The 17,412-nt window shown below is 50.7% G+C and carries 18 protein-coding genes; 17 read left to right on the forward strand and 1 reads right to left on the reverse strand.

Annotated features, from left to right (window positions below; translation table 11 throughout):
* Positions 1–89 precede the first annotated feature (89 nt).
* The 17 genes from J2Y43_RS04030 to J2Y43_RS04110 all read left to right on the forward strand — a co-directional run bounded on the left by J2Y43_RS04030 (position 90) and on the right by J2Y43_RS04110 (position 16,362).
* Entirely contained in the window at positions 90–644 is a 555-nt protein-coding gene (locus J2Y43_RS04030; RefSeq protein WP_309981146.1) for a DUF4126 domain-containing protein, read from the forward strand.
* Between the two features lie 3 nt (positions 645–647).
* On the forward strand, positions 648–1,586 hold the full coding sequence (locus J2Y43_RS04035; RefSeq protein ID WP_309981145.1) for an AraC family transcriptional regulator: 939 nt from the start codon (positions 648–650) through the stop codon (positions 1,584–1,586).
* Positions 1,587–1,678: 92 nt separating this feature from the next.
* Positions 1,679–3,061 (forward strand): glycosyl hydrolase, encoded by a 1,383-nt coding sequence (locus J2Y43_RS04040; protein WP_309981144.1) that lies wholly within the window; start codon positions 1,679–1,681, stop codon positions 3,059–3,061.
* A gap of 44 nt (positions 3,062–3,105) precedes the next feature.
* Positions 3,106–3,930, forward strand: a complete 825-nt coding sequence (locus tag J2Y43_RS04045) for a sugar phosphate isomerase/epimerase family protein (protein WP_309981143.1) — start codon at positions 3,106–3,108, stop codon at positions 3,928–3,930.
* 174 nt (positions 3,931–4,104) lie between these two features.
* Entirely contained in the window at positions 4,105–5,250 is a 1,146-nt protein-coding gene (locus J2Y43_RS04050) for a Gfo/Idh/MocA family oxidoreductase (RefSeq protein WP_309981142.1), read from the forward strand.
* Complete coding sequence (locus tag J2Y43_RS04055) at positions 5,247–6,017, forward strand: 3-ketoacyl-ACP reductase (protein WP_309981141.1); 771 nt, start codon at positions 5,247–5,249, stop codon at positions 6,015–6,017. Before J2Y43_RS04050 ends, J2Y43_RS04055 begins: the two co-directional genes overlap by 4 nt.
* 107 nt (positions 6,018–6,124) lie before the next feature.
* On the forward strand, positions 6,125–7,369 hold the full coding sequence (locus J2Y43_RS04060) for an MFS transporter (protein WP_309981140.1): 1,245 nt from the start codon (positions 6,125–6,127) through the stop codon (positions 7,367–7,369).
* A gap of 290 nt (positions 7,370–7,659) precedes the next feature.
* Complete coding sequence (locus tag J2Y43_RS04065) at positions 7,660–8,040, forward strand: DUF3244 domain-containing protein (RefSeq protein WP_223402699.1); 381 nt, start codon at positions 7,660–7,662, stop codon at positions 8,038–8,040.
* Positions 8,041–8,227: 187 nt separating this feature from the next.
* Entirely contained in the window at positions 8,228–8,569 is a 342-nt protein-coding gene (locus tag J2Y43_RS04070; RefSeq protein ID WP_309981139.1) for a type II toxin-antitoxin system HigB family toxin, read from the forward strand.
* Positions 8,539–9,228 (forward strand): helix-turn-helix transcriptional regulator, encoded by a 690-nt coding sequence (locus J2Y43_RS04075; protein ID WP_309981138.1) that lies wholly within the window; start codon positions 8,539–8,541, stop codon positions 9,226–9,228. Before J2Y43_RS04070 ends, J2Y43_RS04075 begins: the two co-directional genes overlap by 31 nt.
* A gap of 78 nt (positions 9,229–9,306) precedes the next feature.
* Entirely contained in the window at positions 9,307–10,419 is a 1,113-nt protein-coding gene (locus J2Y43_RS04080; protein ID WP_309981137.1) for a Gfo/Idh/MocA family oxidoreductase, read from the forward strand.
* 6 nt (positions 10,420–10,425) lie between these two features.
* Positions 10,426–10,767, forward strand: coding sequence for a protein-tyrosine-phosphatase (locus tag J2Y43_RS04085; RefSeq protein WP_309981136.1), 342 nt, complete (start codon positions 10,426–10,428; stop codon positions 10,765–10,767).
* 103 nt (positions 10,768–10,870) lie between these two features.
* Positions 10,871–11,791: an SMP-30/gluconolactonase/LRE family protein gene (locus J2Y43_RS04090; protein WP_309981135.1), complete on the forward strand. Its 921-nt coding sequence runs from the start codon at positions 10,871–10,873 to the stop codon at positions 11,789–11,791.
* Positions 11,792–11,959: 168 nt separating this feature from the next.
* The gene (locus tag J2Y43_RS04095; RefSeq protein WP_309981134.1) at positions 11,960–14,380 is read left to right on the forward strand and encodes a TonB-dependent receptor; all 2,421 of its coding nucleotides are present in this window, start codon (positions 11,960–11,962) and stop codon (positions 14,378–14,380) included.
* Positions 14,381–14,389: 9 nt separating this feature from the next.
* Entirely contained in the window at positions 14,390–15,343 is a 954-nt protein-coding gene (locus tag J2Y43_RS04100) for a DUF4249 domain-containing protein (RefSeq protein ID WP_309981133.1), read from the forward strand.
* A 195-nt stretch (positions 15,344–15,538) separates the two neighbouring features.
* The gene (locus J2Y43_RS04105) at positions 15,539–15,949 is read left to right on the forward strand and encodes a hypothetical protein (RefSeq protein WP_106597875.1); all 411 of its coding nucleotides are present in this window, start codon (positions 15,539–15,541) and stop codon (positions 15,947–15,949) included.
* 11 nt (positions 15,950–15,960) lie between these two features.
* A complete protein-coding gene (locus J2Y43_RS04110; protein WP_309981132.1) occupies positions 15,961–16,362 on the forward strand; it encodes a DUF1398 family protein in 402 nt (133 codons plus the stop codon).
* Here J2Y43_RS04110 and J2Y43_RS04115 read toward each other — a convergent pair.
* Positions 16,359–17,378, reverse strand: a complete 1,020-nt coding sequence (locus tag J2Y43_RS04115) for a GntG family PLP-dependent aldolase (protein ID WP_309981131.1) — start codon at positions 17,376–17,378, stop codon at positions 16,359–16,361. The genes J2Y43_RS04110 and J2Y43_RS04115 overlap by 4 nt on opposite strands.
* Between the last annotated feature and the right edge of the window lie 34 nt (positions 17,379–17,412).

Raw genomic sequence — 17,412 nt, forward strand, 5'->3', positions numbered from 1 at the left:
TGTCACAAAGGCGATAAAAAAACTACCAATCGGCGCATATCTTTTTCAAATACACTACATTAACGTTTTTATGCCTCGAACTAGTCAAAATGGAGCTGTTTCTGAGTTTATGCCTGGGAATTGGCCTCAGCGCAAGCTGCGGTTTCAGGATATTCCTGCCTATGCTGGTCGCAAATATTGCCGCCATGAACGGCTGGATCACACCGGGAGAACAATTTGGGTGGCTGAGCACCTGGACGGCCTTCTTTGCATTGGGTACTGCTACATTGCTTGAAATAGCCGGATATTACATTCCGTTTGTGGACAACTTGCTCGATACTGTGGCTACTCCCGCTGCGGTGATCGCGGGAACCCTGCTCACGACCTCATTCATCGAAATAGACAACCCGATGCTGCATTGGGGGCTCGGGCTCATACTCGGAGGCGGCACGGCCGGGCTGGTGCAGGCGGGTACGGGTATTTTGCGGCTTCTTTCGTCCAAAACAACGGCCGGCCTCGGCAACCCGGTGGTTTCTACCGCCGAGAATGTCGCATCATTCGGCTTGTCGGGCCTGGCGGTATTTCTGCCCGTCATCGCGTTGGTACTGGTAGTTTTACTGGCTGTGTGGCTTTTGAAACGGTTAATGAATTTGAAAAAGTCTTGATGCATGGTTTTCGTGTCTGATGCAATCCCGGTCCATTCGCTTCCCAAAACGCCCAGCCAGGTACCCGCATTAAAGATTTTCAGGTTTAAAAACAGTACTGAAATCCAGCACGAGGGGACTATCCAGTCCGGCCCTGTTTCCCTGCCCATTACCCCACTCCCGACCGACGCACCGCACCGCCACACCTATTATGAAATCCTGTTTATCGAAGAAGGGCAGGGCTTTCACGAGATCGACTTTCATTCTTACAATATTCAGGGAGCCGGACTGCATTTCCTGACGCCGGGGCAGGTGCATTTGCTTACTTTTTCGAGTTCTTTCCAGGGCTACATCGTCGCGTTTTCGGAAGATTTTTACACATTTTATAATCCGATGAACCCGTCGCTTTCGCAGCTGCCGTTCTTCCAGCCGGCGAGGCGGCAGCCTATCATCGCACTGTCGGGAAGCGACAAGCATTATTTCCACAATATCCTCGAAAACATGGTCACCGACCATTTGAGTGCTGAAACCGACCAGGCACTCATTGGAAGGTATTTGGGATTGCTGTTACAAAAATGTGCTTTCCTCACCCAGCATAGCGCACAGCCGACAGAATCTTCCGCATTAAGCGTGCCCGAGCTCGCAGGACGTTTTCAGGAGCTGGTGGAAAAAAATTTCAGGCAAATGCATGAAGTGCAGCAGTATGCCAGCCAGCTATCGGTCACACCTGATTATTTGAGTAAAATCATCAAAAAACACCTCGGCATTTCCTGCCAGGAATACATTCTTGACAAGCTGCTGCTCGAAGCCAAACGGCTCCTGGTTTTCTCCAATCTGAGCAGTAAGGAAATCGCCTATCACATCCATATGGACGACCCGTCCTATTTCAGCCGCATCTTCAAAAAGAAAACCGGTCTCACCCCGAACGAGTACCGCGAGCATGTTCGGAAAAGTACCATTTAATAGCAGATTTGTACCTTGCTATCGCTTTTTACGGCAAATATCTTTGTATTATCCAAAATTAAAATGGCTAAATAATACTATTGATATAAGTTATGCAGATAAAAAACGAACTGACTGCCGCTTCACTCCAATCCAAACTCGACCGTTTCTGGGAGGTTTCCGGTGAAAAAATCAAGCTCATTAATAAGGAGTATGACAATTCAAAAGGAACGCCGGTTTTCACCGTAAATGGCAAATACACCCTTCGCGGCTGGACAGAATGGACGCAGGGATTCCAGTATGGCGCGGAGGTATTGCAATTTGACGCGACCCGCGACGAAAGCTACCTCGCGAGCGCACGCAAAAACACGGTAGACTTCATGGCTTCGCACGTAGGACATTTCGGCGTGCACGATCATGGTTTCAACAACGTGAGCACATACGGCAACCTGCTGCGCCTGATGAACGAAGGGGTGATTGCGGAAAACGAATGGGAGCGCAACTTTTACGAGATCGCGCTGAAAGTATCCGGAGCCGTACAGGCACGCCGCTGGACGAGCATTAAGAACGGCCAGGGCTTTATCCACTCATTCAACGGGCCGCACTCGTTGTTTGTGGATACGATCCGTTCGGTAAGGGCTCTGATGGTTTCGCATTTGCTCGGCCACAGCTACATGGGTGAGAACGACTTGAAAACCAGCCTGCTCGAACGCGGAACGCTGCACTCCATTGCCACCGCCAACTATTCGGTTTACTACGGCGAAGGCCGCGACAGCTATGATCTCTGGGGACGTACCGCGCACGAAAGCGTGTTCAATACCAACGACGGCAACTACCGCTGCCCCAACTCGCAGCAAGGCTTCTCGGGCTTCACCACCTGGACGCGCGGCCTCGCGTGGGCGATGGTAGGCTTCGCGGAACAACTCGAATCTCTGGCCAGCTTCTCCGACGAGGAACTGGCACCGCTCGGCGGCCGTGCCGAAATCGAGCGCATTTACCTCAAAGCTGCACAAGCTACCTGCGATTTTTACATTGAAAACACGGCATCCGACGGCATTCCTTACTGGGATACCGGCGCTCCGCAAATCCATAAACTGGGCGATTACACTTCCCGCGTTTCCGATCCTTACAACGAGTTCGAACCGATCGACAGCTCGGCGGCGGCCATCGGCGCGCAAGGATTGCTCCGTTTGGGCAAATATCTGAATGATAAAGGCCAAACCGAAGCTGGCAACCGCTACTGGCAAGCTGGCCTTACGGCTGTGGATTCGCTTTTCGCAGAGCCTTACCTCTCTACCGATCCTACGCACCAGGGATTGATCCTGCATTCGATCTACCACCGGCCAAATGGCTGGGATAATATTCCTGCGGGCCAGAAGATCCCATGCGGCGAGTCGAGCATGTGGGGCGATTACCACGCAAGAGAAGTGGCACTTTACCTGCACCGGATCAATAAAGGGCTACCTTATTACAGCTACCTGGGAGCGGTGAAGTAACCGTGCATTCAAATCAGTATTAAATCCATAACCATTTCTCCGAATTGGAAAACATAACACTCGACCGGTGCTGTATCCACACCATTACTACGAAGCCCTGGGGACTTTCGGAGGCGGTGGAAAACTATGCTGCTGCCGGGGTAAAAGGCATTAGCGTCTGGCAGAATGCCACGGAAGGGACCGGGCCGCACCGTGCGGGCGAGATCATCCGCGCTGCCGGGCTGGAAATTGTCTCTTATGTCCGCGGCGGTTTTTTCCCGCATACCAGCAGCGCGGGGCGTGCACAGGCGATCGATCATAACCGCAAGCTCCTCGAAGAAGCCGCAGCTTTGGGAGCACCCATGATCGTACTGGTATGCGGTGCTTCACCCGACCAGTCGCTGGAAATTTCCCGCGATCAGATCCGCGAGGGCATTGCAGCCATTTTGCCGCTGGCTGAAAAATTAGGTGTGAAACTCGCCATCGAGCCATTGCACCCGATGTATGCCGCCGACCGTTCGGCCATTAACACCATGGCGCAGGCCAATGACATGGCCGAGTATTTCAAATCGCCTTATGTGGGCGTGGCCGTGGATGTGTACCACTTGTGGTGGGATGGCGATCTGGAAAAAGAGATCGCCCGCTGCGGAGCGAATGGCAATTTGCTCGCTTACCATGTCTGCGACTGGAAAGTGAATACGATCGACCTTTTGAACGACCGCGGCCTCATGGGTGAAGGGTGTATTGATCTGAAAAAGATCAGAGGCTGGGTGGAAGCGACGGGTTTCAAGGGCTTCTGCGAGGTGGAGATCTTCTCGAATATCCATTGGGCGAAAGACCAGCATTTGTTCCTCAGCGAAATTACCGAAGCGTTTGTAAGAACGGTGTAATCGCGCAAATGGCGCGAAGCTCTGCTTCGTGCAAACTATTCGCAGGCCTCTGGCCGGCGTCAGTTAGCGTAACGTAAATCAAGTCGGCCGGGCCTCCGAAATAGCGGGCACGAAGCACAGCTTCGCGCCAGGAAACGGAAACTTCGCGCCATTAACTAAAAAAACAAAACAAAAATGACAACACATACCATTGGCATTATCATGAACGGCGTAACCGGCCGTATGGGTACCAACCAGCATTTATTGCGTTCGATCAAAGCCATTATCGAGCAAGGCGGCGTAAAGATCTCTTCCGACGAGGTGATTATGCCCGACCCGATCCTCGTAGGCCGCAATGAGGCGAAACTGCAAGCACTTTGCAAACAATCGGGTGTGCAGAAATACACGACTGACCTGGATTCCGTCATGTCCGATCCACATTACCAGATCTATTTCGATGCACAGGTGACCGGTCGCCGTGCAGCGGCTGTGAAGAAGGCTATCGAGGCTGGAAAACATATTTATTGTGAAAAACCGACCGGTACTACCACCGAGGAGGCATTGGAGCTTTATGAACTGGCTACCAAAGCAGGCTTGAAAAACGGTGTGGTGCAAGATAAGCTCTGGCTGCCTGGTATGGTGAAACTGAAAAGATTGATGGAAGCGGGTTTCTTCGGCAAAATCCTTTCGGTACGCGGCGAGTTCGGATACTGGGTTTTTGAAGGAACGAGCATTCCTGCACAACGTCCTTCGTGGAACTACCGTAAGGAAGACGATGGCGGTATTATCGTGGATATGCTCTGCCACTGGCGCTATGTACTTGATAACCTGTTCGGAAATGTGAAAGCGGTGTCCTGCCTGGGTGCAACGCACATCCCCGAACGCGTGGACGAGAATGGCAATACCTATAAATGTACCGCCGACGACGCTTGCTACGCGACATTCGAACTGGAAGGCGATGTGGTCGCGCATTTCAATTCATCATGGACCGTACGCGTACGCCGCGACGATTTGCTTACGCTGCAAGTGGACGGAACACACGGCTCAGCCGTTGCCGGTCTGCGCGACTGCTACATCCAGCATTACGGTAACACGCCGAAACCCGTTTGGAACCCGGACATCGCACAACCGATCCCATTCTTCGACGGATGGTCCAAAGTACCGGAGCAGGAGATTTACGACAATGCATTCAAGGCGCAATGGGAGCTTTTCCTGAAACACATTGTAAAAGACGAGCCATTCCCGTGGGATCTGAAAGCCGGTGCGCGCGGCGTGCAACTAGCCGAAAAAGGCCTCGAAAGCTGGGAGAAACGCCAATGGGTTGACGTGCAGGAACTATGAAAAAGACCGCATTAATCACCGGCGGAAGTCGGGGCATTGGTTTTGGCATTGCCAAAGCGCTTGCCAAAGAAGGATATAACCTGGCCATCAACGGCGTCCGCGACGAAGCGGGCGCTGCTGATGCGCTTAACGAACTGCGCGAACTGGGAGCGGAAGTGGCTTATTGCCAGGGAAGCATCGCCAACGCGACCGATCGCGAGGCGATTATTGAAAAGGCCTATTCCGTTTTTGGGCAGATCAACCTGCTCGTTAACAATGCCGGCATTGCGCCGCGTGTGAGGCTCGACATCCTGGAAACGACCGTCGAGAATTACCAGGAAGTGATGACGACCAACCTCGAAGGCCCGTTCTTTTTCACCCAGGCCATCGGCAAGCGCATGGCGGCGGCGAAGCAGGATAACCATGCGTTTGAAGCGGCGATCATCTTCGTAACGTCCATTTCAGCCACGGTGGCTTCCATTAACCGCGGAGAATATTGTATTTCAAAAGCCGGGCTTGCCATGACCAACTTGCTTTTTGCAGTGCGCATGGCCGAGTACAATATTCCGGTTTACGAAATCCGTCCGGGTATTATTTCCACCGACATGACTTCCAAAGTACAGGAGAAATACGACAACCTGTTCCAGAGCGGCATTGCATTGCAGCCCCGCTGGGGCACGCCCGAGGATGTAGGCAAGGCGGTTGCATCGTTAACGAGAGGTGATTTCCCCTACTCCACCGGCCAGGTGATCGGCGTGGATGGCGGAATGCTGATCGACCGATTATGACTTCGGCTTTCGGCGGTCGGCAGTCGGCGGTCAAAAAAAGAATTGATTGACATTTAACAACACAGGCCGACGGCCGAAAGCCGAAAGCCGAAGTAAAACCTAACCCTATGTCAACAACAACCAACAATCCTCAACCTTCGCTGCTTTCGCAGTTATTGCAAGTACCTGTAATAGTGGCTGCATTGGGCTACCTGGTCGATATGTACGACCTGTTTTTGTTCAGTGTGGTGCGGGTGCCGAGTCTGAAAGCGCTGAACGTCGCCGACGATCAGCTGCTGAATGAAGGCATTAGTTTATTGAATTACCAAATGGCCGGAATGCTGATCGGCGGTGTGTTGTGGGGGGTGATTGCAGATAAAAGAGGCCGGCTTTCCGTTCTTTTCGGATCCATTATTATGTACTCCCTGGCCAATATCGGCAATGGCTTTGTCAACTCGCTTGATCAATACGCGCTTCTTCGCTTTATTGCGGGCGTCGGGCTGGCCGGTGAGCTGGGAGCCGGGATTACACTTGTTACGGAAGTACTGCCCAAAGAAATACGGGGCTATGGTACCACATTGGTGGCTACCCTCGGTGTTTTGGGCGCAATTTTAGCTTACTTCGTAGCCGATTTATTTGCATGGCGCATCTCTTATTTTGTAGGAGGTGGAATGGGTTTGCTGCTTTTGGTATTGCGTTTCAATGTTTTTGAATCGGGCATGTTCAAACATGCCAAGGAGCGTTCGGTGGATCGCGGTAATATTTTCATGATCCTGACCAATGGAAAACGCCTCGGTAAATACCTGATGGCGATCCTGGTAGGGCTTCCGATTTGGTTTGTAGTAGGAATTCTTATTACATTTTCACCCGAATTCGGAGCTGCGAAAGGTATTGAGGGAATTAATGCCGGGAAAGCGGTAATGCTGGCTTTTTCGGGGCAAGTGGGCGGAGATATCGTCAGTGGATTACTTAGCCAGTACATGCGTAGCAGGAAAAAAGTGATCAGGCTGTTTATCATGCTTTCGCTTGCCATGGTGATAGGCTATTTGCTTATTCCGATGCAAGATTTGTTCTCCTTCTACTTGCTTTGTACCTTGCTCGGGTTCTGCAATGGTTACTGGACATTATTTATTACCATTGCTGCGGAATTGTTCGGTACGAACCTTCGCGCGACGGTCGCGACAACGGTACCCAATTTTGTGCGCGGCGCGACTATTCCGCTGGCGTCATTGTTTGTGAGTTTCAAACCTGACCTGGGAGTGATCCAGGCCGGGCTGGCAATAGGCATAGCAACGTCCCTGGTGGCCTTGATCGCCTTATATTTCCTGGAAGAGACATTTACAAAGGACATGGACTTTGTAGAAAAAGAATAGTTTCGGTTTTAGTTTTAGTTAAAAGCGGCCCCCACAGATGGAGGGCCGTTTTTTTTTAACAGTTATTAACACTTTTCCAAGCAACACTCCTATCAGGTCTTACGTCTCTTGGTTACATTTTTGAAAAATAGCCATGAGATACCGTTCAATTGCTTATGCTGGGAATCAACCACTTGTCCCACCCGAAATTCCGCTCGTGTACTTTGATTCAGATCGTACACGAGCCTGCTCTTACCTTTGTCGTGTTCTTGAAATAGAACAAAATTTATAGCCATAAAAATAAAATAGCCATGAAAACATCAGTTAAAACCTTCATCTGCGCATTTGCGCTTGCAGCCGTTTCTTTCACTGCCCAGGCAGGAGACAAAGAAGCCAAAAAAGCTTCCACTTTCGGAACTGGCATTTATGCCACCAAAACCGGTAAAATCAACGTCCTTGTAGACAAGGGTAGTACCGATTCCAAAACAACATTGTTGCTTAAAGACGCGGAGGGAGTCGTGGTATACCGCGAAACAATTTCGAGAGACCACAAGAAATTCGGCCGTACCCTGAACCTCGACGCCATGGAACCCGGCAAATACAAGCTGGACATCATCAGCGGCAACGAAGTCCAAACCAAAACTTTCGAATTGGCTGACCAAAAAGTAGAACGTATTCTGACAGTTAAGTAAGGTTCAAATACATAGTATCCAGGCGGCACCTCCCATTGCGGGAGGTGCCGCTTTTTTTGCACTCCTCCCATTTTTGACCTGCAAATAATTCTTCCGTTACCTTTTTCAAAACCGGCGTATCAAGAGAAAGCCCAAACCTGAAAGTTCACTTTTTAGTAGAACTTTTCTTAAATTGTACAGCCGGGATATGGTTATTGAAGGTAAAAGGATTTTAGAAAGGCTTATAAGAAAGAATAGAGGAAACTCGCGACTGGCAAAAGCTGTCGACCAACTTATTAAGGACCTTAGAACGAGTTCTGTAGATGATATCGGAGATCTCCTGAAAATCAGGCACGATGCTGACCGAGTGCATAGTAAAGGGCTATATTTCTTCAACCTGCACATTCATAGGACTTTGGTTTTCATAGAACTTGAGAAGGATCAGGCCGAAATTCTATGGGCTGGGACACATGAGGAATATGTAAGGGTTTTCAAAAATAACACAAACACGATCGAGAAATGGTTAAGAGCAAACACCAGCTGGAACTAAACGAACCTAATATCAAAAGAATATTGGACGCCGGTCGGATTGAAACCGAACTTGAATGTGAACAGGTTACACTCGCCAAACGATATTTAAGGCTCCACGAGGAAAATCTGCCGGATCTTGGCACGACCATAAAGGCGTTGAGCAACCTGATTATTGAATTTGAAGACAGGCGCTGGTCAGACAGATCACTTATTACGGACGCCCAGATCGAAGAAAGCGACGCAGCAGTAATCCAAGCCGAAAAAGAATACGTATTCATCAGGCAACGACGCAATCTCATTCTCGCAAAGCTCCAAGAACTTTCATTAAAACAAAAAGACCTAGCGCTGCTACTAAACCACAGCAAATCCTACACCTCCGAATTGCTTAATGGCGTCAGGCCGTTTTCGACCAATGATCTAAAATTGATTCATTTACTATTCGAAATCCCGCTTACGGATCTCATTATCACCATTCCTTCACAGGAAACACTGAGCCGATTGGAAACCGCGATAGACAAAATCTCTTCCTTTAACCCAAAAGCGAAGTTGCTGCGTGAAACGTTAGCGAATCGTCCGGTGGCGAAAGGCTTCCTGCCGGATAACTGGGATGAGGAAGATGCGGAGGAAGAAACCGAACCGGAAAAACACGCCGACGAATTGACACTTTCAAATAAATGAGTTACAAAATTTCAAGGAGATCAACAGCAAAGCCCACTTTTTGCCTTTTGAATATTCAACTGAAAATCACTCATCAATATGGATACCCGTCGAGATTTCCTGCAAAAACTATCATTGGGCATCGGCGCAACGGCGTTGACCGACCTCCCTGCATCGGCTCGTGAGCTCTACTCGGGCCCGAAGGCCGACAAGCAGCTACGCGTAGCGTTGATGGGGCTGGGCAGCTATGCAACCCGCGTGGCGGAGGCCATGAAGGATTGCAAAATGGCAACGCTCGTCGGGGCTGTTTCCGGTACGCCTTCCAAGCTCGAAACCTGGAAACAGAAATACAATATTCCAGAAAAGAATACCTACAACTACGAAACGGTCGGTAAAATAAAGGACAATCCGGATATCGATATTGTATATGTCACGACGCCCAACTCCCTGCACCACAAACACGTGCTGCAAATTGCGGCTGCCGGAAAACACGTGATCTGTGAAAAACCCGTTGCCGACAATGCAAAGCAAACCCGGGAGATGATCGCGGCTTGTAAAAAGGCCGGTGTGAAGTTCTATATCGGCTACCGGATGCATTTCGAGCCGCACACCCGCGAGCTTATACGTATGCGCGAGGCCGGCGAACTGGGCAAGATCATGCATGTGAACAATTATATGGGTTTCAAATCAGGCGACCCGAACCAATGGCGGCTGAAAAAAGCCCTCGCGGGCGGCGGCGCGATGATGGACGTGGGTATTTACGCGCTGAACGGCGCCCGCTACGCAACCGGTGAAGAGCCGATCTGGGTAACAGCGCAAGAAACCAAGACCGATCCTGTCAAATTCAAAGAAGTCGACGAGACGATCATGTTCCAGCTGGGTTTCCCCAGCGGCATTATGGCCAGCTGTGGTACTACCTACGCATTTAATAATTACGAGCGGCTTTATGTCGTCGGAGAAAAGGGTTTTGTGGAATTGAGCCCGGCGTTCGGTTATGGTCCTATTAAAGGCCGTACCCACCTTGGCCCGATGAACCAGCCCGTGGTTACACATCAGACGCTCCAAATGGACGGCATCGCCGATATTATCCTCAACAACAAACCGGATCCGAACGTGACCGGCGAGGAGGGATTGAAAGATATGATCGTCGTGGATGCCGTTTATGAATCCATTCGCAAAGGCGGCGCTAAAATTATGCTCGCCGGAAAATAATAGAATATGCATCGTCCCAACATTCTGGTCATTTGCGGCAAGAACAAGCGCCGCAGTCGTACGGCCGAATATGTTTTCAAAAACGACCAGCGCTTCAATATCCGATCAGCCGGGTTAAGCCCTCAGAGCAACAGAAAAATCTCGGAGGGTGACCTTAATTGGGCGGACATTACGCTGGTCATGGAAAGCGATCATAAATCCAAGATTCGAAAACTGTACGCCCATTTGGATTTACCGCCCATTCAGGTACTCGATATTCCGGACGAATATGAGTTTATGGAGGAAGAACTGATCGAAATCCTTACAACCAAAATCAACACTTTGCTGGAAATGCATTTCGAGGCCTGAAAAGACGAAGAACGCATAGCCCCAAACCGTCAACCAGTAAAGCCCCCGCCATCCCGGCTTTAATACATTGGCCCGGTTCGAAACAACACCGGGCGCGTTTTATATGCAAAAATCCAAAATCATCATCCCCGTGCTGGCCGGCTTGGCCGCGCTGTTTACTCCTGTTTTACTATCCGCACAAATCATGGATTCGAAATCAATCGTCGCGCCCGGAGCACAGGTCGAGAAGCTGGGCGATGGGTATAAATTCACCGAAGGGCCTGTTTCAGATAAAAACGGCAATGTGTTTTTTACAGATCAGCCTAATAACAAAATTATCCGCTGGGATGCCGAAACGGGCGCATTCAGCACGTTTTCCGACAAAGCAGGCCGGGCCAACGGCATGTATTTCGATAAAAAGGGAAACCTGATCGCGTGCTCCGACGAGGAGAACCAGGTTTGGTCATTCGATAAAAAAGGCAACCCGACGGTGCTGGTGAAAGATTACGAAGGTAAGCTCCTCAACGGCCCCAACGATCTCTGGATCGACCCCAAAGGCGGCATTTACCTCACAGACCCGCTCTACAAACGCGATTACTGGAAACGCGACCCAGCTATGCAGCAGGATGGCCAACACGTTTACTACCTCAGCCCCGATCACAGAAAATTCACCCGGGTGGACGAAAAGCTGAAAAAGCCCAACGGCATTATCGGCACCGCCGATGGTAAGAAACTTTACGTAGCCGACATTGGTGACAGCAAAACCTATGTTTACGATATCCAGAAAGACGGGACACTAGCCAACAGGCAGCTGTTTGTTTCCAAAGGCTCCGATGGCATGATCCTCGACGAGGAAGGCAACCTTTACATCACCGGCGACGGCGTGACGGTATTTGACAAAACGGGTACCCAAATCGCCCATTTCCCCGTGCACAAAGGATGGACCGCGAATGTATGCTTTGGCGGCAAAAATCGTGATATGCTGTTTATCACTGCCGAAACAGCAGTTTACGGGTTAAAAATGAGGGTTAAGGGCGTAAAGTAACCTATCCGGCTTTGATGATGGCGGAAGTTCCCGGTTTAGCGGGGAGTTCCGCCATTCTTTTTGTATCAGCTGCAACGGTTTTGGCCCGGATATCGTCATGGTCAAATACAACTGCACCATACTAGATCACCGACCGACTCGTTACTCAAACTAACCGCAATCTCGTCTATGCGTCTGATTTTTACGGCCTTTCTTCTTCTTTCCCACATCATTTCTGTTGCACAGAACCGCGTTACGATCAGCGGTTTTGTGCGGGAAAAAGGCAGCCAGGAGCAGCTTCCGGGAGTAAACGTGTACATCGATAATACCCCCTACGGCGCAGTGACGAACACCTACGGCTTTTACTCCCTCACCTTGCCCGCGTCAGATTCCGCCACGGTTTCCTTCTCATTTGTCGGTTATGAAAAACAGCAGAAACGAGTGGCGCTCCGGACGGACACCGAACTGAACATTTTTCTTCCTACCATCACACAACTGGAAGAAGTGGTCGTGTCCGCGCGCAAGCAGGAGGATTATGTCAGCCGGACCGCGCAAATGAGTAAAATCGAAATCCCGATACAGCAGCTGAAAAAAGTGCCGGCATTCTTTGGCGAAAAGGACGTATTGCGCGTCCTGCAACTCATGCCGGGCGTGCAAAAAGGGACTGAGGGGCAAACGGGACTATATGTACGCGGCGGCGGGCCCGATCAAAACCTTATTATCCTCGACGACGCGGTGGTTTATAACGCCAATCACCTTTTCGGCTTCTTCTCAATCTTCAATTCGGATGCGCTCAGGAGCGTGGAGCTGACCAAAGGCGGCTTTCCGGCGCGGTATGGCGGTCGGCTGTCGTCGGTGCTGGAAATGAATATGAAGGAAGGCAGTAAGGAGAAACTACACGGCGAAGGCGGAATAGGCCTGATTTCCTCGCGGCTAACCCTCGAAGGACCTATTTCAAAGGGAAAATCCTCTTTCCTGATCTCCGGCCGCCGGACGTACATCGATTTTCTGGCTGCACCGCTGATCGCCCGGGAGCAGCGCGGCGAAGACAGCCAGGTGAAGCCCGGCTATTATTTTTATGATTTGAATGCCAAGATGAACTACGATCTCGGCAGCAAGGATAAACTTTACGTGAGCGGCTACTTCGGTCGCGACAAGTTTCATGCGAATGAGAAGAGCAGCACTTCCGAAACCCGTGCCGGCCTCGATTGGGGCAATGCGACAGCGACGATGCGTTGGAACCATGTTTTGAACCAGAAATTGTTTGTCAATACCTCCTTCATATTCAGCAACTTCAAATTCGGGGTTTCCAGTTATTCCAAAGAACTGAATAGCGACGGCTCCCTCGACGACGAGTTCAGCCTAGAATACGATTCGCGTATCCGCGACCTTGGCATTAAAACGGATTTTGATTTTTACCCCTCCTCCAAACACGCAGTGAAGTTTGGTGGGCAGGCCACTTTTCACAAATTCGTCCCCTCGGCGCTCGCGATCGCGGGTACATTTACCGATAACCCCATCGAACGATCGGTCAAGCCGGTCCACTCCCTCGAAACGGGGCTTTACATCGAAGACACCTGGCAGGCACTGGACGCCCTGAAAGTCAATGCCGGACTGCGGTTGAGTACGTTTCAAACGGAAGTTAAGACCTATGTCCGTCCCGAACCACGCATTTCGGCGGCATTGCGCCTTGCCGAGAACCTTTCTTTCAAAGCCTCGTATGCGCGCATGAACCAATATGTGCATTTGCTGTCCAATACCGGCCTGGGGCTCCCAACCGACCTTTGGGTACCCACCACCGCCCGCGTTGCGCCCCAGCAGTCGGAACAAATTGCGGCCGGCCTGGCCAAAGACTTCGAGCGCCCCGCGCTCACGGTTACGCTCGAAGGATATTATAAAAAAATGAACAACATCCTTAACTATAAGGAGGGTTCGTCGTTTCTGAGCATCAATGGCGAGAATGCTAATGAGCTGAGCTGGGAGGATAATGTGACTTCCGGCAAGGGCTGGTCGTACGGCGGTGAGTTTCTTGTTCAGAAGAAAACCGGCCGATTCTCCGGCTGGATCGGTTACACATTGTCGTGGACCTATTGGAAATTCCCGGAGCTGAACTTTGGCAAAACATTCTTCCCGCGTTACGACCGGCGCCACGATCTTTCGGTAGTAGGGATATATGAATTGAGCAAAAAAATTACACTCTCGGCCACGTGGGTGTACGGCACCGGCAATGCGTTGACGCTCCCAGTGTCGAGCTACCGGGCGGCAACGGACAACTTTGTGACGCGCATCACGGGGGACGGCAAGCCCGCCATCAACTGGTTTGGCCCGACCGTCAGCGAATACGGGCAAAAAAACAGCTACCGCGCCGAGCCGTTTCATCGAATGGACATCGCCATTCAATTCCATAAAAAGAAGAAACGGCATGAGCGCACGTGGGAGTTTGGGGTTTACAATGCTTACAACCGCAGGAACCCGTTCTTCTACAATATCGACGAAGAAATGGTAATTCTTCCCAATGTAATGCCGGCTACGCCAGTGCCGAAATACACGCTGAAGCGCTATTCATTGTTTCCGGTACTGCCCTATTTCAGCTATAACTTTAAATTCTAAAAAGAGGCTATGTTTCTCAGATACATCATTTTCCTGATCGTTACATTGTTCCTGGCGGCATGCGAATCGCTTGTGACGGACGTCGACAAGGGCGATCTTCCACAAGTAGAATCGAAGCTGGTCGTGCAATGCTTTATTTCGCCGCAGTCTGCACGCATTAACGTGGTCGTTACAGAGTCGATACCGCTTTTTGCCGAGCCCGATCTGAAAGGCGGCGTGATCCCGAATGCGGTCGTCAGATTATCCGACGGCACCCGGGAGGCTGTGATCCCATTCGACACTGCCAACCAGCTTTACTCCGCCGACAAATCAGCTCTCGCCATTCTGCCCGGGAAAACCTATTTCCTATCGGTTGTCAACGGTATCCGGTCGGTAAATGCAACCTGTACCGTACCGGCGATTGCCGTCGTACCGGCGACCTACAAGATAGACACCTCCTATTCCGGCAGCATGTCAGCCAGGGACACCCTGTTGACCGTAAAATACAATTGGAACGACATCGCCGGACAGACCAACTACTATCGGGTCCGCGCGGCGCTGGACCTGGAATACAGCATTCCGGAAGAACTTTCCAATAGCGGCCAATTCAAGGAGAAAAGGGTAAGAAACCGCTTCAATTTCAACTGGGACGATACCATCGGCCGAAACGATTTCCGTAGCGACGTAAACCTGGACGGTACCGAGTTCAGCTCGCCGATCGGCCGCGTAAACCTTCCCGACCCGCTTAGTTACAGTTCCAATGGCACTGTGTACACTTCTTATCCCAAAAGTAAAATCGTATCCATCACGATGGAGGTGTACAATACCGACGAGCATTATTTTAAATACCATCGCTCGGTGCAAACGCGGGGTGATTCGGATAACCCATTTGTGGAACCGTCACTGATCTATACCAATATCGAGGGTGGCCTTGGATGCTTTGGTGCTTACAACTCAGGACAATTGGTGTATCGTCCCAAATAATCCGGTTTATGTACTATTGAGGTTCTACAAAATCTGGCAAACTGAGGTCAAAGTACCTCAATCTGTACATCGCCGGATTGACATTTTCACAGCAAAAACGGCTGTTCAGCAAGGCATACTTTTTTCCCGGATGATGTTCAAAATCGCTATCAGTTGTTGATTCAAGCAGATCATCCATCTTAAAAAATAAACACTATGGACTTGCAAGGAACAGACCAGGATAAGGTTAAGAAACCGCATCCTTCCAACAAAAACATGAGCGAGCCCGATACGCTCATCGAAACGCTTGAAGATTTGCAGGAGCAAGGCTATACCTATGATTTTAATCTTACAGCCCATGCCCTGGAAGTACATAAGGACGATGGCATCTGCCTCACATTATCGCCTGAGGATTTCGATATTGTACAGGTTTACCGTTTCGAAGGCATGACCAACCCTTCCGATATGTCGATTTTGTACGCTATCGAATCGAAGGACGGCCTGAAAGGAACCCTGGTGAGCAGCTACGGCGTGTATGCCGACGCGATGTCCAACGAAATGATCAAAAAACTGGACACGCGCAGCTCGCTGATCGTCCACCCGGAAGACGACGATATGGCGCATTAAAGTGAACTGATATGGAAATAATTGAATTGACCGAAGAACTCATTGAATCAGCCGAGCAACGGTCGGCCGGCCAGCCCTACCCGCTATTTGTCAAAAACCTGAAAGCCATCGGGGTCGACAACTATGAAGTGAAGGTTAAAAATCACAAACGTACCTATACGTCCGTTAACGGCGACAAGTTGATTATAGCCGGTGATTTACCTGAATTTGAATGTGCGGAGACATTCGAACTGGAAGAAGTGAAGGCGGCTATCAAACGCAATCAAGATGGTCTTACCGACTACCCGACTTTCCTGCGTGAGATCGGTGCTGCGGGTATACACACCTACGTAGCCGATCTCACAGGCATGAAAGTGATTTATCAGGGTCCCAATTCGGAATATGAGTACGAGGAAATGATCCCTGAGGTTTAGAATGTCCGGAGCCTGGTCTGCATGGTGTCCAGCAAGTCGTCGGTGAAATCGAGGTGCGTCACAAACCTGACGAGCCCTTTCCCAAATGTGACGGCCAGGATTCCGGCATCGGCCAGGCGGTTAACATATTCTTTTTCGGATATACCATCGTTCAGTCGGACGATGACGATATTCGTATCGACCGGAAATACCTCGGCTACTTCCGCCCTGGCTGCAAACAGTTCCCCTATGGTTCTGGCCCGGCGGTGGTCTTCCCTTAGCCGGTCGACGTGGTTATCGAGCGCATAAATACCTGCCGCGGCCAGGAAGCCGGCCTGCCGCCAGCCGCCGCCCATTACTTTGCGGAAACGGCGCGCTTCACGGATCATTTCGTGAGTACCGAGCAACAACGATCCTACCGGGCAACCAAGCCCTTTGGAAAGGCAAATGCTGATACTGTCGAACACCTGCCCATATTGTGCAGGTGTTTCGCCCGTTTCCACCAATGCATTGAAAAGCCTCGCACCGTCCAGGTGCAAAGGGATATTACGCTCGCGGCAAACGTCGCGGATCGCTTCGATCTCTTTAAAATCGTAGTAACAGCCGCCCCCCTTGTTCATGGTATTTTCAAGTGAAACCAGCCTGGTTACCGTCGAATGCACATCATTTTCCGGGCTGATCGCCTCGCTTACCTGCTGTGCAGCGAGCCTTCCGCAGTCGCCGTCAAGCAATTTCACCGACGAAAACGAGTTGAGCATAATGCCTCCTCCCTCGTACAAGTAGATATGCGAATGCTTGTCGCAGATCACATCGCTACCTGGGCGCGTATGTACGCGAATCGCCAGCTGGTTGGTCATGGTGCCGGAAGGGCAAAAAAGCGCATCTTCCATTCCGAAAAGCCGGGCGGCCTTCTCCTGCAATGCATTCACCGTCGGGTCGTCACCGAAAACATCGTCGCCCACCTCGGCGCCCCACATGGCTTCCTGCATTTCCCGGGTGGGTTTGGTGATGGTGTCGCTGCGGAGGTCTATTTTCATTTCAAAAACATTCATGGGATATTCGCTGCAATTT

The sequence above is a fragment of the Dyadobacter sp. BE31 genome (genome assembly GCF_031457695.1).
GTDB lineage: Bacteria > Bacteroidota > Bacteroidia > Cytophagales > Spirosomataceae > Dyadobacter.

Coding starts and splice junctions, on each gene's coding strand:
- J2Y43_RS04110 (WP_309981132.1), top strand. CDS start 15,961: ATGGAAATAATTGAATTGACCGAAGAACTCATTGAATCAGCCGAGCAA.
- J2Y43_RS04060 (WP_309981140.1), top strand. CDS start 6,125: ATGTCAACAACAACCAACAATCCTCAACCTTCGCTGCTTTCGCAGTTA.
- J2Y43_RS04055 (WP_309981141.1), top strand. CDS start 5,247: ATGAAAAAGACCGCATTAATCACCGGCGGAAGTCGGGGCATTGGTTTT.
- J2Y43_RS04040 (WP_309981144.1), top strand. CDS start 1,679: ATGCAGATAAAAAACGAACTGACTGCCGCTTCACTCCAATCCAAACTC.
- J2Y43_RS04095 (WP_309981134.1), top strand. CDS start 11,960: ATGCGTCTGATTTTTACGGCCTTTCTTCTTCTTTCCCACATCATTTCT.
- J2Y43_RS04100 (WP_309981133.1), top strand. CDS start 14,390: ATGTTTCTCAGATACATCATTTTCCTGATCGTTACATTGTTCCTGGCG.
- J2Y43_RS04070 (WP_309981139.1), top strand. CDS start 8,228: ATGGTTATTGAAGGTAAAAGGATTTTAGAAAGGCTTATAAGAAAGAAT.
- J2Y43_RS04085 (WP_309981136.1), top strand. CDS start 10,426: ATGCATCGTCCCAACATTCTGGTCATTTGCGGCAAGAACAAGCGCCGC.
- J2Y43_RS04050 (WP_309981142.1), top strand. CDS start 4,105: ATGACAACACATACCATTGGCATTATCATGAACGGCGTAACCGGCCGT.
- J2Y43_RS04090 (WP_309981135.1), top strand. CDS start 10,871: ATGCAAAAATCCAAAATCATCATCCCCGTGCTGGCCGGCTTGGCCGCG.
- J2Y43_RS04105 (WP_106597875.1), top strand. CDS start 15,539: ATGGACTTGCAAGGAACAGACCAGGATAAGGTTAAGAAACCGCATCCT.
- J2Y43_RS04080 (WP_309981137.1), top strand. CDS start 9,307: ATGGATACCCGTCGAGATTTCCTGCAAAAACTATCATTGGGCATCGGC.
- J2Y43_RS04035 (WP_309981145.1), top strand. CDS start 648: ATGGTTTTCGTGTCTGATGCAATCCCGGTCCATTCGCTTCCCAAAACG.
- J2Y43_RS04075 (WP_309981138.1), top strand. CDS start 8,539: ATGGTTAAGAGCAAACACCAGCTGGAACTAAACGAACCTAATATCAAA.
- J2Y43_RS04115 (WP_309981131.1), bottom strand. CDS start 17,378: ATGAAAATAGACCTCCGCAGCGACACCATCACCAAACCCACCCGGGAA.
- J2Y43_RS04030 (WP_309981146.1), top strand. CDS start 90: ATGGAGCTGTTTCTGAGTTTATGCCTGGGAATTGGCCTCAGCGCAAGC.
- J2Y43_RS04065 (WP_223402699.1), top strand. CDS start 7,660: ATGAAAACATCAGTTAAAACCTTCATCTGCGCATTTGCGCTTGCAGCC.